At 59.5% G+C, this 14406-nt stretch carries 8 protein-coding genes and 1 pseudogene; 5 read left to right on the top strand and 4 right to left on the bottom strand.

Annotated elements, in window-relative coordinates; genetic code table 11:
• Nucleotides 1–137: 137 nt before the first annotated feature.
• The 3 genes from ABIB80_RS37535 to ABIB80_RS37550 all read left to right on the top strand — a co-directional run bounded on the left by ABIB80_RS37535 (nucleotide 138) and on the right by ABIB80_RS37550 (nucleotide 3548).
• Nucleotides 138–1595, top strand: coding sequence for a M16 family metallopeptidase (locus ABIB80_RS37535; RefSeq protein ID WP_502918776.1), 1458 nt, complete (start codon nucleotides 138–140; stop codon nucleotides 1593–1595).
• Nucleotides 1592–3037 (top strand): M16 family metallopeptidase, encoded by a 1446-nt coding sequence (locus ABIB80_RS37540; protein WP_502918775.1) that lies wholly within the window; start codon nucleotides 1592–1594, stop codon nucleotides 3035–3037. The genes ABIB80_RS37535 and ABIB80_RS37540 overlap by 4 nt, the downstream gene beginning before the upstream one ends.
• A 316-nt stretch (nucleotides 3038–3353) precedes the next feature.
• Complete coding sequence (locus tag ABIB80_RS37550) at nucleotides 3354–3548, top strand: hypothetical protein (protein ID WP_279682391.1); 195 nt, start codon at nucleotides 3354–3356, stop codon at nucleotides 3546–3548.
• A 1331-nt stretch (nucleotides 3549–4879) separates the two neighbouring features.
• On the opposite strand, the gene ABIB80_RS37555 is transcribed toward ABIB80_RS37550, so the two are convergent.
• The 4 genes from ABIB80_RS37555 to aepX all read right to left on the bottom strand — a co-directional run bounded on the left by ABIB80_RS37555 (nucleotide 4880) and on the right by aepX (nucleotide 10872).
• A complete protein-coding gene (locus tag ABIB80_RS37555; RefSeq protein ID WP_279682234.1) occupies nucleotides 4880–6850 on the bottom strand; it encodes a RiPP maturation radical SAM C-methyltransferase in 1971 nt (656 codons plus the stop codon).
• A gap of 634 nt (nucleotides 6851–7484) precedes the next feature.
• Complete coding sequence (locus ABIB80_RS37560) at nucleotides 7485–9017, bottom strand: radical SAM family RiPP maturation amino acid epimerase (RefSeq protein WP_354129453.1); 1533 nt, start codon at nucleotides 9015–9017, stop codon at nucleotides 7485–7487.
• Nucleotides 9018–9157: 140 nt separating this feature from the next.
• Complete coding sequence (locus ABIB80_RS37565) at nucleotides 9158–9550, bottom strand: Nif11-like leader peptide family natural product precursor (RefSeq protein WP_354129454.1); 393 nt, start codon at nucleotides 9548–9550, stop codon at nucleotides 9158–9160.
• Between the two features lie 461 nt (nucleotides 9551–10011).
• Nucleotides 10012–10872: a phosphoenolpyruvate mutase gene (aepX, locus tag ABIB80_RS37570; RefSeq protein WP_279682380.1), complete on the bottom strand. Its 861-nt coding sequence runs from the start codon at nucleotides 10870–10872 to the stop codon at nucleotides 10012–10014.
• Between the two features lie 1087 nt (nucleotides 10873–11959).
• Between aepX and ABIB80_RS37575 the strand changes: the two genes are divergently transcribed.
• Both ABIB80_RS37575 and ABIB80_RS37580 read left to right on the top strand, forming a co-directional pair.
• The gene (locus ABIB80_RS37575) at nucleotides 11960–13078 is read left to right on the top strand and encodes an NAD(P)/FAD-dependent oxidoreductase (RefSeq protein WP_354129455.1); all 1119 of its coding nucleotides are present in this window, start codon (nucleotides 11960–11962) and stop codon (nucleotides 13076–13078) included.
• Between the two features lie 1200 nt (nucleotides 13079–14278).
• Nucleotides 14279–14406, top strand: a pseudogene (locus ABIB80_RS37580) (IS66 family transposase); the annotation flags it as partial.

Here is a 14406-nt window from a genome sequence, read left to right on the forward strand (position 1 = left end):
GCAGCGTGGCGGTGCGCAGGCCGCCGGGCAGTTGGCCCGGCCCTTGCTCCGTCGCTTGCTAAACGGTGTGCGGCTTTCCCGCTTTGTCGGAATTGTCTGTCACAGAACGTTGCTCTCTGGAACGAAAGTGCGATGCGATGCAGACCTTGAGTTCGGTAACCGCCAAGGTTGGAAGCACCGCAGCTGGTGCCGTCGATTTGACAACGCGCACCGCACTGGCGGTCGAAACTTATGATAGCGCGGATGGTGACCTTGGATACCTTCCTGAGCACGAAAGCGTCCTTGTCCGGGACACGGTCGGGTCGGATCGACCAACCAGCTTCACGCTTCAGAACGGCCTGCAGGTCGTGGTGATTGCGGATCGTCGGACGCCCGTTGCGACTCAGATGATCTGGTATAAGGTCGGCTCCGCCGACGAGCCACCCGGCAAATCGGGGCTTGCGCATTTCGTCGAACACCTGATGTTCAAGGGCACATCCAAACATCCGGCGGGTGAATTCTCTCAGACCGTGCAGCGCTGCGGCGGCAACCAGAACGGCTTCACCGGGACCGACTATACCACCTATTTCCAGCACGTGCCGCGCGAGCAGCTCGGTAAGATGATGGAATTTGAAGCCGACCGCATGACGGGCCTCATCCTCAAAGAGGAGAGCGTGATGTCCGAGCGCGACGTGGTGCTGGAGGAACTCAATAAGTCGGTCGCTAATAAGCCGGATGCGCAGCTCGCCGAGCAGATGATGGCCGCGCTTTACCTCAACCATCCCTACGGCCGCCCTGTGATCGGCTGGCGTCAGGAAATCGAAAAGTTCGATCGCGAGGACGCGCTCGCCTTCTACAAGCGTTTTTACGCGCCGAACAACGCCATCCTGATCATCGCCGGTGACGTCGACGCAAATGCGATCCGCCCTATGGTGGAGAAGAATTATGGCCACATCCCCTCGCAACCATCAATTCCCGCGGAACGCCTGCGACCGCAGGAGCCGACGCCGGCCGCGCCGCGTACCGTGACGCTGACCGATCCCCGCGTCGAGCAGCCAATCTTGCGCCGTTATTATCTCGTGCCGTCGGCTCACCCCGCGGCCGCGGGCGAGAGTCCCGTGCTTGATGTGCTCGCGCAATCGATGGGTGGCGGCGCCAACTCACATCTTTATCGCGCGTTGGTAGTCGACAAGCAGATTGCGATCACGACGGAGACTAGCTACGAGCGTACCTCGCTCGATCCTTCGCAATTCGAGATTTCTGCGACCCCGAAGCCCGGCGTCGGATTCGGGGAGATTGAGTGCGCCATCGACCAAGTGATAGCCGATATTGCGCACAGTTGCGCGCGCACCGAGGATCTCGAGCGGGTCAAGACGCAGCTGATCGCGCAAGCAACCTACGCCCAGGACAGCCAACAAACGCTCGCGACCTGGTATGGTGGTGGGCTCACGACTGGACTCAGCATCGACGAAGTCCGAGGCTGGCAGGACGGCATCCGCGCCGTCACCGCCGACCAGGTGCGCGCGGCCGCTGGGAGATGGCTCGACAAGAAGCGGTCCGTGACCGGCTATCTTATGAAAGGGTCAACGCGGAACCACCAGGAGAAGCGATCATGACCTATTCCTTCACACGTCTTGCGGTCCTCGCCGGCGGAGCCTCGCTCTCGACCGCGATGTTCGCGTCGCCAAGTTCACGCTCCGCGGTCGGAACGCGTGGCGCGACCAAGATCCAGCGCCTGGTGTCATCTTGCGGTATAGTAGCCTGGTTCGTGCAGGACGCCACTGTCCCGTTGATTGCGATGGAATACGCATTCGGCGGCGGCGCGACCCAAGACCCCACCGATAAACCCGGCGTCGGCTACATGGTTTCTGGCCTACTCGGTGAAGGCTCCGGCGATCTAGATTCCCAGACCTTTCATGAGCGGCTCGACCGTCGCGCGATTGAGCTGAACTTTGAATCGACCCGCGATCACCTCCGCGGTGCCTTGCGCACGCTCGAAGACAACAGGGACGAGGCCTTCGACCTGTTACGGATGGCACTAACCTCGCCGCGTTTCGACGCGGCCGATGTCGAACGGATTCGCGCCAGCATGCTTGCGAACCTTCGGCAAGACTCGACCGATCCCTCGTCCCTCGCCAATCGCAAATTCCTCGAAGTCGCCTTTAACGATCATCCTTATGCTAGGGAGGCACGAGGCACGATCGAGAGCGTGCCAAAGATCGAGGTCGCGGATCTCAAGCGCTATGTCCGACGCGTGATGGCAAAAGACACGCTCAAGATCGCGGTGGTCGGCGACGTCGATCCGGAGGCCCTGTGCAAATTGCTTGACAGAACTTTTGGCGGCCTGCCGGCCATGGCGGAGTCGACGCCGGTGCCCGACGTGGTCGCAGCAAGACCGCCGCAGCGCGTCTTCATTCCGCTCGATGTGCCCCAGACCGTTGTGACTTTCGGCGGTCCCGGCGTCCGCCGCAGCGAGCCCGATTTCATGGCGGCCTATGTCGTCAACCACATCCTCGGCGGCACCGGTCTGACGTCGCGGCTGTTCCGCGAAGTCCGCGAGAAGCGCGGGCTGGCCTATTCGGTCCACGAGCGCTTGGTCTGGATGGATCATTCCGCCATGTTTGTCGGCAATAGCGGCACCCGCGCCGATCGCGCTGGCGAGACGGTCGAACAGATCGAGAATCAAGCCCGCCGAATCGCCGAGGAAGGACCGACCCAGCAAGAACTCGACGATGCAAAGTCTTACCTGAAGGGCTCACAGATGCTGGCCCTCAACACTTCCTCGAAGTTTGCGCGAACGCTGCTGAAGCATCAGCTTGATAAGCTGCCGATCGACTATGTCAAACAGCATAACGCCGTCGTCGATGCAGTGACGTTGGAGGACGCCAAGAGGGTCGCACAGCGGCTGTGGGGCCAAGGTCTGCTCACCATTATCGTCGGCCGCTCCCCAATGGGCGCAGCCCGGTCGACCACCGTGCCATCGGCTGCGACTTCCTCACCAGGCCTCGAGCAGTTAGGCGCCACGGCATTGCCCGAAATACCGGCCGAACCCAAGTAACTTTGAGCAACGCCCCGCGTAGCTTCGAGCCTCGCTCTCCGCTCCCCCCTGCGGTGAGAACCGGAGAGCGGTTGCCGTGGGCATAGAATTGACGAATAGCCTTGTAGCCTTTCGACAGCGACGTACCGCCCTTAGAGACGACATGCTCGCCGAGCGGTGATGCAAACAGACCATCCAGCCCCTACACAACCCAGATGTCCTTCTCAAGCAGATGAACAGGCCGTCCCGAGGCGGTCGCGGCAACGCCCAAGGCTTCAGGCCGACCTCGCGCGACAGGGTGAGATAACGTTCAGCCATGAGGCACGAGGGTTGACTTATGGACTTCGACAACCATCCGGGCAGCGCAGGGCGAAGCGCAATTAGCACGTCGATCGTGGTCTTGGACTTGGACTTGCGCATCGCCCTGGTTTTGCTCGGCGAAGGCGAGCGCCGACAATGGCTGGGTTCCGGCTCCCCAGCTCGCAAGGGGCAATTGGATGCCGCAGCGATCTGCGGTGAGGCCGATCATTGACGCGATCGATCGACCTAGCCCGCCAGTGATCGCGAGATCGAGGCCGGCCGGCAGGCTTTCTCTTTGTAACGCGGTATCGAGACACTCGAGCGCGGTCTGTGCTTCGGTGGCCAGTTCGTTCTTGACGTCGTTTTTTGCCAGCTCGCTCGCGATGCGGGACCTACGCGCGCGCGGACAAGTTCGGCGATGAGCTCGCGAAACTGTTCGCGGTAGCGAAGTCGGGTTCGCCGAGGGATCGGCGAACGGCACAGTAGCGAGCGGCCGAGCGCTCATAGCCCCAGATGAAGGCGTCCTTGAGAAGGTCGATTTTCTTCAACTCGTAAGCACCGAGCACGGCTTTGCGTATAGGTCTGCCGGGGCGCATCGGCGAACGACAGCGGCGCTAGGTTGCGCTTGATGAGTGGGATGTTGGCGGCGAGGCGCGACACGGGCTTGTTCACGTCGTCGAAGGAGCTGCAGGTATGGAGCTGCACGATCACGAAAAACGCTTGTTTGAAGGGGGCGCGATCGCGGCAGCGGTTGGCAGGATCTGATCGAAGCTTTCCTCAATGGGCTGCGGCACCCCAGCAGATGAAATTAGGAGCGTTCGATACCGACGTCCATGTAACGCAGCCTGCCGACCGCCTTGGAATCGGCAAGGAGGTTGTTAGCGAGGAGCGCAGTCACCAGTTGAGTCATAGGCGGCATCGACAGCTAGAGACCAGGTTCGAATGCTAGAAGGTCGGCTTTCGAGAAGCTGACCAGCACCTCGACACAGAGGTCTTGATTGGTTGAGATTGACCTGATTTGGCACGCCATTTTTGCACGAGTTTTTCGGTTGTGAACAACCAATTGACGCGCGCGCGGTCGGCACTGCGCCGTGTCTCCGGCGGTCTCAGCGACGAGGCCGGGGAAACTGTCGATGCGCAGCTCAAGGCATAGGCGCTGCTGGCCAGTCTCGTTGAGCCAGGCGACTACGGTTAAGACGGCCCGGCGCTTGCGCCGATAACCCGTCGTTTGAACGTAACACGTGCTGAAGGTCGCCTTGTAATCAGCTTCGGCTGAGGAAAATTTCGTGCTCCAGGCTTGGTGGCCCAATGCTGGCCCTGTAGTTTACGCCCCGAAGGCTTAGACTTGTCTCTGGCTCAGACACACTTGGCAAGCCGTTGTGCAAGCGCATTCCCTCCTTGAGCTCTTCCGGTGCCCACTGTTCGCCGTGCTGCCAGTCCGGAGGAACATATGGAGACAACACTTCCAAAAGCTTGAAATCTCCGCTCCGCCATACTTGGCATCTCGTCGTGCGCCTGACAAGAAGCGTCTCCCTCCGAGGTACCCCCCGCAGTTTTCCTCATTCACGCGAGGTACCCAATGGCGGCACGTCGGTCGAAATAGCCTCCAGGGAACGCAGTCGTCGGAGGGATTGGCGTATAGGGATGCCAGAGCGCGAGCCCAACCAGCCGCGCGTCCAGCCGCACAATCAATTTGCGAGCGATCATGTCAGCTATCGTAGCCTCAATCTCGGCCTGCATTACATTCGTCCCGCTCAGCTGTTCGCGCAGGCGGGTTTCAGGCGAGCTTTCGTCCGCAGCGAGAAGAATTTCCCGCGCGAGGCCCCTGACCCGGTGTTCGCGCTCGACTGCAACGGCTCGCGTGTCCTCGACTATGATCTCGTCGCCGCTGTCCCGCATCGACAGCATAGACAAATTCGGCTCGTACCAGGCTTCCAGCCAGGCATCGATACCCTTGGCGACAGCGCTTAGCCCCGGACGGCGATTAGCGCTGCGCGCCGCGAAATGGCCGCCGACGTCGTCGTCTTCACTGTCTTCGAAGTAGTAAACTTGATCCGCCAGATCGCGCTCCGACAACGGATAGACGTAGCGATAGGAGACGGCCGGGCGCAGCTTCAATCCATGTTTCTCGGCTGCGTAATGATAGGGGCTGTAGCGCTGGTACCGCAAACGCACCGCAGGTCCCGGCTGTAGATGATGCAGCAGCGGTAGCAAAGGAGCCATTTCCGCATACCATGCGTCGCTCTCGCCGGGGAAGCCCCACAGCAAACTCCAACTGACCCGCACGCCGTGCTGACGGCACCACTTCAAGAGTTGGACATTATGCGCTGAGCTCGTTCCTTTGCGCATCAGCTTCAAAACACGGGTATCCAGGCTCTCGATACCCGGTTGGATCCAGCGGACGCCCGCGGCAGCCAGCTTCTCCACTTCGTGGCGCTTCAGGTCGGCTTTGACCTCAAAGAAAATCGCGAGCTTCTCGGGTAGCGCGGTGAGGCGAGGCAGCGCCTTTTTTAGGTAATCAGTGGCCAGAATATTGTCCACCGCTTCGATGCGCGACAAACCGTAGCGCGCCGACATCTCAATCATCTCCTCTGCGGCCTGCCTCGCGGGTTTCTGGCGATAGGTCATCGATCCGCCGTTCAGCCCACAAAACGTGCAGTGGCTCCGCTCGCCCCACCAGCAGCCTCGAGAGAACTCCATCGGCAGCCCGGCATGGATGCGGTCGGCGTAGATCGACGCGTCGAGCTCGGCAAAATAGTCCGAGAAATCGGGCAGCGGCAGGTCACCCATGTTCTCGATCACTGCGCGGGGCACTAAGTCGCGCGTCGACGCAGCGGGATAACCGGCCTCGCGATGCGCCGGACCGAAAACGCCATACGGCAGGTCAGCAGGGGGAATGTCTCTGCCGCGATTAAGGATGTCCCAACACAGCGGGCCGATCAGTAAGTCGGCCTCGCCCGACACGACATAGTCCACCCATGGGAAACGCATGTGAGTGCTCCGCCCCATTACCGACTCGCAGTTTGCGCCCCCCATGAAAGTGACAAGATCCGGTGAGCGCTCGCTCAGTCGGCGCAGCAACGCGAGCGAGGGAACATGCTGGGTGAAGGTCGAGCTGCACCCGACCATGGCCGGCCGCTGCTCCAATATCTTGTCAGCCGTCCAATCAATAAACCCGCCGATTAGCGAGCGCAGCCTGAGGAAATTCGCGCGACGCTCGGCCAACGATTTGCCTGCGTGTATCGGGTTACGTTCGAAATAAAGGTCCAGGAAGGCGCTTTCTTCAGGCGCGAAGTCGGGAAAAGCAACGCCCGCGAACAGCCAATCAACCAGCGCCTCCTCTGGCGGGCAACTCTCAAGAGGCCCATAGTCGGCAATGCCTATGTATTCCAAAAACCAGATGTTGGGATATGCGATCGTGGCTTGCAGCCCAGCCTGGGTCAGCGCTGACTTCAGCAGACCAAGCGCCAACGACGGTCTTTCGACTGCCGACATAGGCATGTTGACTAAGACGATTGGCACACCGATACTCATGCGATGCCACATTATTTGTGATAGGCTGGGCGCGTTCGCCCGGCCACAGCCTCATACGCTGGACGGCAATGCGAACTTCTGCGCGACTCCGTGATTGGAGCCGTGAACACGACGTCAACTAATTCAGCAAATGCCCTAGGCGGCGCGCTTCGAGCCATGTTTCCGTGTCACGTTCGTTGCCTGGAGACTGGAAGGTATGAACGCGCTAGCCCAGCGGAGGGTGCTAGAGCCGGGGCGGTGAATGAGCCGACACACCGCTTCGCTCCCGACATTAAGCGGCGCCACGCCAAGGATCAGGTCGGGTCGAGCCGGTCTTGACCAAGAGCGTGCTGCGTTCCAGTCGTACTCGCGGATGTGCAAAAAACGAGGACTTGGCTCGAAACCGCGAGCGCGGAAGTCCTTCGGTCGCGTCCAGCGCAGAGCTACCAAAGCCCATCTGGCAGAGCTCAGGCAGGTGGTAGACCGAATGAGTTCGAGCTGCCTAGGAGAGCCCGGCACGCCAAGAACAGGTTCTGCGGTCATGTCGGTTCTGCGCGCCATGAAGCCGCGGACGGTGGATGCGAAACGGCTTGCCACCCCAATCCACCCTGCGAGATGGTAAGATGCCGCAGCTCCTCGATACTGACGTAGTACCTCAGTGCGAATCGGCATGATCTATGTTCGTGCGGGAGCCTGCGTATTTGGCAGCTTCGATGCGGCTCGTCGTCCAATTGCTGGTCTGCCAGGCGAAGCGGTCGTCCAGGTCGTCTTCGATTACCCCGGCCGCGTGCAACCGATCGAGCAAGTCAGCGACTGCAAGTACGCTCGTTCCGTCAGTCGTGACCCGCATAACCAGCTCCGACGCTGTGCAGTTGCCGAACGCGATGAGATCGCCAACGGAAATCGGAGCGACGTCGTCGGGCACCCGGTGTTCCATGTTGCGGGCGCGGAGCTGGAAGTACCGGTTCCCTGCTTTGTATTGCAGGTCTTTGCGGAAGCGGATCGGCAGGTGGGGGGCTGGGCTCTCGAGCATATACTGGTCGATCATGCTCAGCAGCCCCTCGCGGAACTCGTCAGGCGTCCTGAAGAAACGTTCACCCAAGATGCGGTAACCGAGAGGCCAGCGTTCGCTCCCCGGTACCGGCGTCACCAGTTGCAAACGTCCCTGCTGCATATTCACGAGGAAGCCGGAAACACACGCGATCGTGGTATGATCGCGTTCGAACAACGCGATTGCATCATCTTTGATGGCGGACCTGAGCTTCCCCTTCCGCTCGCGCGCGCGTCCGGCGAAAGCCTTTGCGGTCGGCGCCTCCTTGCCCTGCAGGATGAGTTCGACCCCTAGCAGCTCCTCTGGCGAAAACGCCTTATGGATCTGATTGAGATGTGTTTTGCTCAGCACAGAGAAACGATTGGGCGTGGTGCCATATAGGTTGAACAATCTGAGCACGCGCCTGGTGAGTGCCCGATCCTTAAGCGGCGCAGCGGTCGTTGTCTGCGGCAATGCGCCCGTGATCCGATAGTAGTCGAACAGAAGGCGATCGTAGTGTGGGTTGTCCATAGGATCTGTAGCCCAGTAGCAGAAGCCAGTGCGGGCTGCCGAACCAAACACCTCGCTCGCGACGCCAACTACGCCACGCCAACGCTCTGCCTGCTCTTTGCTGTAGTCGTAATAGCCTTTGAACCGGCCGGCAGAGAGGCCACAGAACCAGCAACCAACGGTGCAGCCTTCGCTCAGCTCGAAGGCGATGATCGGGTACGTGACCGATAGCGATGATGCGCCCAATTCGTCGTTGCAGCGCCGGATTTGGCGCTCGCGCCAGGCATGGAAACGAGGGTTAATCGTCGACATTTCGCCTTCGTCGCGCAGGAGGTCGCGATGGCGCAACATCTCGCGCAGATGTTCGTCCCACATCGTAGCCAGCGGCCACTGGGCAGACTCCGGCTTGAAGCGGTATCTTTGGTAGTCTCCGTGCCAGAGCGGCAACATTTCCATTGGGTCAACTTCGATGCCGTAGCGCTCTGTTACCGTACGAGGGGCGTCGACGTTCTCCGAAAGCGCCTTCCGGAACTCCACGTCACCGGCTAACCGCTCCGTAAAGCGCTTAACGTGCGACAGGGTGCGCAGTTGCTCGGGGGTGCGACGGTCAAAACTCTGTCGGTAGTGTTCGGCGGCAGCGCGCGTCATCACGTTACGGATAAACCTTGAAGCAGCATCTTATAAGCCTAATGGCAATGATCTCACCCCGGACGAGGCCTGCTTTCATGTTCTCGTCGCACTTCTCGTCTCCTTGAGCACGAGCCAATGCGGTCAGAGCGAAAGGCATGTCAGGCCGCGACCGCAACAACAACAACCAGAACAACAGCGACGGGCTGGACTGCCGAGGCGAAGTTAGAGTGCGCTTCCGCGACCTGTACGTCGCTCGTGGGCACCTCCGCAGCGGACCTGGCCGACCCAGCGGCCTGCACAACACCGGTCGAAATCGCAACACTCGAATCAGGTTTGGCGCCGACAGTTGCATCGAGCTGCTTACTAATCAACTCGTGTCGGCTTCGATACCGGATGTAACTCTTCGCTTCATCAAGAGTAAAATTGTAGCCGTGGCTTTTTCCGACCGCTACAATTGATGCAAGACCTATAGCACTCGGTTTTGCGTTTTCGAGCAGATTGCGCTTTTTCCCTAGATCGTTGACAAATCGCTCTACCTCAGTTTGCGACACAGCCAGTCTCCCCGTCTTCGCTTAAAGTTGCAAAACTATGCTCGATGCCTTCGCAGGCGATCGACGCCGACAGCGCGAACAAAGCAAGCAACGCGCCAGATTGAAAATTGCTGATTTTTCGCTTTGTCTCACGTCGTCAACACGACAACATTGGCTTGGAACCGACAACCGGCTCACGATGCGGGACAAGATTTCGTTGTCGGTATCTAATAAAGTCGTCCGTAATCGCGGGCGACAGCAAACCGCGCCGCCCAGTGCAGGGAAATGAGCCCGTAGATCTGCAGCATGTTTCGGATCAGCCGCGCAAGAGCTGTCGCGCCCGTATATGACGCATCTAATTCTGGGAGGGGACGCCTGTGCTGCACTGAATAATGCGGTGGAGCGTACCAGGAAGGCGGCCGGTTGCATGGCGGTGGTCCTTCGAGATTGAGTGGCTGCGCGCAAATGAGAGGTCATCGCCCTCAGTCAGGAGGGTGAAGATAGCGCGCTTCCGCGCGGGCAAGTTCGTCATACCCCAACAGTTCGAAGACGTCGTCGAGCGTCGCAATGTTGGGCTCGATACCGGCAACACCTTCTTCAGCAATGATGCGATGGCAGATCTGCCGCATTGCCGCTATTGCAGCTCGTACGGAATGGTTGGCCCAGATCACTGTTGAGATGCGGGCATTACGATAGGCAGAGACCGGTGTTCGATAGTACGTCGTTGGAACAATCACGACGGGCAATCGGCTTTGCCAGGTGCGGGTGAAGGAAAGGACCTCGTCCGCGCTGCTCTTTCGCGAGTGAATCAGGATCGCATCCGCACCCGCGTCCGCGTAGGCGTGAGCGCGTAAAATTGCGTCGTCCATTCCATGCCCCGCGATCAACGCCTCGATCCGGGCCACGAGGACCAAGTCTTCCGCGACTGTATCCTTGACTGCCCGCAGGCGGCCTGAGAATTCGTCGATATCGGCGAGGGGATGACGATCGCCAATGAGCGAGTTCATCTTTGGAAAGCAGCTGTCCTCCAGCGCAACGCCCGCAGCACCTCGCTGACGGAGCTTGCGGGCGAGGAGGCGCGCATTGTTGAAATTACCGAAGCCGCCATCGCCGTCAACCAGAACGGGCAGTTTGGTCGAGCCCACGATCCGCTCGACCGCATCGACAAGTTGGCTCCATGACGCTTCGTTGACATCACGATAGCCGAGAGAACAAGCGATTGAAAGACCCGACGCCCAGAGACCTTTGAACCCTGCGCGCTCAGCGATCGCGGCGGAGAGGCCATCATGCGCTTCCATGAGGACGGAGAGTTCAAGATTGGAGCAAATCTGTGCACGCAGCATTTCTGCGGGCGTGCATCGATCAGGACCATTGGCGAGTACAAATTGTGGTTCACGTTTCATGCCGAACACCCCAGGAGCGACGGTTGAGGAGCCCGACTGAACAGCCCAACCTTCATTCGGCAATCAGTCGCCTTTTCTGACATCAAGATCAATTAGCATGCTTGATAGTTGACGGGACGTTCCTCGCCCGTCCGGTCGAGCGCGATGACCCTCTCTGTGGATCGACGCCACCTACGTGAAGCCGCCAGCTGGGGCGCATTGTCTCGGCGCGGGGATCGTCGCGATCGGCGTACAGTGATGGCCGGTGCGAAGTCCCCGGCATGGATGTCGGCCGATCCGCGGTTGGCGTTCCTGAGCTGGCTCGCCAGGCGGGTCTGCACGGCCTCAAGCTAGTGAATCTCGGACGCTCATGAGAGCATCAAGGCCGCCGCGGTGCTGAACGCCACGTGGCAGCGCCGCCGAGTGGAGGTCGTTGAAAAGAGTTCGCGCGGACTGATTCCGTTTCCCTTGTGATTCGCGGTCGCGAGCGGCGCGCGCCCGTAGCGCCGCGCGGATGAATCTCCTAACTTGGTGCAGTCGAACACGCGTCGACTCGCTTCTGTGAGCGGCGCGAATAGTGATGTTATCCTAGATTGAGCGTCCCAGAAGAGAATCATGCGACTGAAAATGGATGAAATCAACGGGGAGCCTCTACAAATTGATGATCATGTTGGTGTTACGACAAGAAGTTGGGTGATGAGGCGATGAGCCTCGCTCAGTGCCACCTCAGAATGTCCGTATCGGAAATTGGTGCCCGACTCTGCAACGCTATGTCGACATGCAACAATTTGCATCCACTACCGGCGTTAGTAGTTGTTCTGGATCAAAGACGCATGTCACTGACTAGTCGATTAATGTCGAGCCAACATCATCTGCAGGTGTTCGGCATGGAATAACGACCACAATCCCCTCTGTCAGCGCCCCCGATTGATGTGTTGACTTGTCGCCAGCAGAGACACAATAGAGCGAGCGATCACGACGTGGCGGAGCCCCTTTTTGCCGATAGCTTCTGTTCCAACGAGCACCCGGCCGGCTGAAGGAGGAATCGATGTTGGTCGCTGTTGTTGGAGCTGGGATTATGGGCGCGTCGCTCGCGCTTCATTTCGCCGCGAACGAAATGACGGTACTGTTGTTTGATGGCGCCGCGCCCGGCTCTGGAGCGACCGGATCAAGTTTCGCGTGCCTGAACTTCTTTGCTGCGGCGACATCGGACTACATGCAGTTCAGGTCTGAAGCCCTTGACTACCATATGGAACTTGCACGCCCCCTTGGTCTGGTAGACGCCATCAGAGCAACCGGAACATTGCGTTGGTCAACCGATTCCACGCAAAATAAGAAGTTACTTCAGGCAGCCAGTATGGCCGCGGGGCTAGGAAGGACCGTCCAGTACCTTTCACGAAATGATGCATTGAACCTTGAGCCAAATCTTTGCATCGTGGGGGGTCCCGAAGTTATTGTGCGGGTTCCTCAGGAGGGATGGCTCGATTCTGTTTATTTCACGAAGCTCATGATCGACGCTGCCGTCGCTACCGGACTAGCCCACCGCGTCTCTGAAAAATGTATAAAGATAGAGCCTCTCAACCGAGGCGCCGTGGTCTGGACTGATCGTACTTGCTACCTTGTCGATGCAGTCGTGCTGGCCAGCGGCACGGGAATCAACGCGCTGCTTGAAGATCTCGCGTATGCGCCATTGGTTCATGAGTCGCCCAAAGTGCTGACACAAATACCGTATTTCGGCCCTCCCATCGAGCACGTTGTCTTTGCTAACCATATTCATTTCCGCGCAAACGGGCCTTCTTCTCTCATCGTCGGCAATGCCGGCGACCCCACGGGTCTTAGCGACTCTGGTGTAGAGGTCACGGCTGCCAGAGAGAATGTCTCGTTAGTAAGGGGCGAACTCAAAGACCCCTCCCTTGGGAAGTCCATTGCCGCGCGGAGAGGGACCTGCCCCGTCCCCAAAGATGGCTACCCGATCGTCGGGCGACTACCTGGTCAAGCACAGATATTCATTGCGGTGACGCACGCAGGCGTCACGCTTGCCCCATATGTCGCGCTACTGCTCACCAGGGAAATTGCAAGGGACGGATCATGTGAGGTGCTTGGCGCCTTTCGACCCGAGCGCTTCTATCTCCCGATAGATCAAAACGGAATGCGAAGAATCCAGTAGTTCCTGCCGATAGTCGTTGAAGAAATCTAATGAGACTCTTGAGCGATTTATGTTGCCGCGATGCGAGCCGCGCGCTTTGTCGTGCGTATGATCTCATAGACGCCGGATTGAACAAAGGAGTTGTGGGTGCTTTGAGAGTAGTGAAGCCGGTGCGGTTGCGGAGAAGGCGCACCTGTAGTCGCCGCGCATCGGCGAGACATTCATCGGATGTGAACGGCCCCATTGATCGAGTAAAGGGTGCGATTCAGCGAGCGCTTTGCTCCGTAGAGTGTGCAGCCGAACAATTTGGGTGACGAGCGCGGACAGGCGACATCGAACATTGTCACCGAGAAGGATGATCACAGAATCTATGGATGGTGCGCGCGCGCTGGTCATGACGTATCACTACGAATGTCCAGCGGGCAAGCTCGCCGGACAACGTCGATGTGCCGCATGGTGCAGCCATAATGTGCGCAGACGGAGATCTCGTATCCAAGAAAGGTTCGGCGCCGGCTTCTCGATCTGCTGGGGGATGGCAGACAGCGAGGTAGGCCCTCAGGGGAAAGCGACGAATGACCTGGTGCCGCAGCAATAGCCCGAGCGGTCTGCCCCTGCCCCGCGCGTAGTGAAGCGTAAGCTCGCATCGGCACCTGTCGCCCAGAGACTTACGGTAAGCGCTTAGCCGGAACCCTTGCTTCGGATCTGGATAGCTGTGCGAGAAGCGTCCGGCTTCGACGGAGGTCGGGATGGATTGGACAGCAAAAATGACGCGCATTTTGACGGCTCATTGGCAGGGGCGGTGAGCCGGCTGGAGGTTCTTGGAGGGCCGTCGAGGCGCCGTGTGCGTTCAGAAGCGGAGAGAGCTCGGATCGTCGCCGAGAGCCTGTTACCTGTGCCCAGGTGTCCGAGGTGGCGCGCAAGTATGGAGAGACGCACTGGCGGATCTAGGGCTGGCGACGGCGCTTTCGACGCCGAGGCCTGTTGCCGGCGTGCGAGGCGTCGCAGCCGACATTCGCGCCGCTGGTGCTGGGAGGTGCGTTGGGGGAGCGTCAGGCTCCGGCAATCAAGCTTAAGATCGCGATCGGTGATATCGTGTTGCGGACGAACGGCCATTGATGCCGAGCAGCTGTCCCGGGTCATCCGCGTGCTGCGAGCATCACGATGATCGCGGCCGGTGCTGATCTGAAGATTTACGTTGCAACGCGGCCGATCGGTTAGACGCTCGCCGAGGACATCCGCTATGTCCTCAATCATTGGCAGGGGCTGACCCGCTTCCTCGAAGGCGGACGTCTCGAGCTCGACACCAACCCGGTCGAGAATGCCATCCGGCCAGTCTGCTTGACCAGGAA

Source organism: Bradyrhizobium sp. i1.15.2, assembly GCF_040548425.1.
Taxonomy (GTDB): domain Bacteria; phylum Pseudomonadota; class Alphaproteobacteria; order Rhizobiales; family Xanthobacteraceae; genus Bradyrhizobium; species Bradyrhizobium canariense.

Bases quoted from the DNA above. Each gene is read 5' to 3' on its own strand.
- ABIB80_RS37535 (WP_502918776.1), top strand. From the start codon at position 138: ATGCAGACCTTGAGTTCGGTAACCGCCAAGGTTGGAAGCACCGCAGCT.
- ABIB80_RS37540 (WP_502918775.1), top strand. From the start codon at position 1,592: ATGACCTATTCCTTCACACGTCTTGCGGTCCTCGCCGGCGGAGCCTCG.
- ABIB80_RS37575 (WP_354129455.1), top strand. From the start codon at position 11,960: ATGTTGGTCGCTGTTGTTGGAGCTGGGATTATGGGCGCGTCGCTCGCG.
- aepX (WP_279682380.1), bottom strand. From the start codon at position 10,872: ATGCTGCGTGCACAGATTTGCTCCAATCTTGAACTCTCCGTCCTCATG.
- ABIB80_RS37555 (WP_279682234.1), bottom strand. From the start codon at position 6,850: ATGAGTATCGGTGTGCCAATCGTCTTAGTCAACATGCCTATGTCGGCA.
- ABIB80_RS37560 (WP_354129453.1), bottom strand. From the start codon at position 9,017: ATGACGCGCGCTGCCGCCGAACACTACCGACAGAGTTTTGACCGTCGC.
- ABIB80_RS37550 (WP_279682391.1), top strand. From the start codon at position 3,354: ATGGACTTCGACAACCATCCGGGCAGCGCAGGGCGAAGCGCAATTAGC.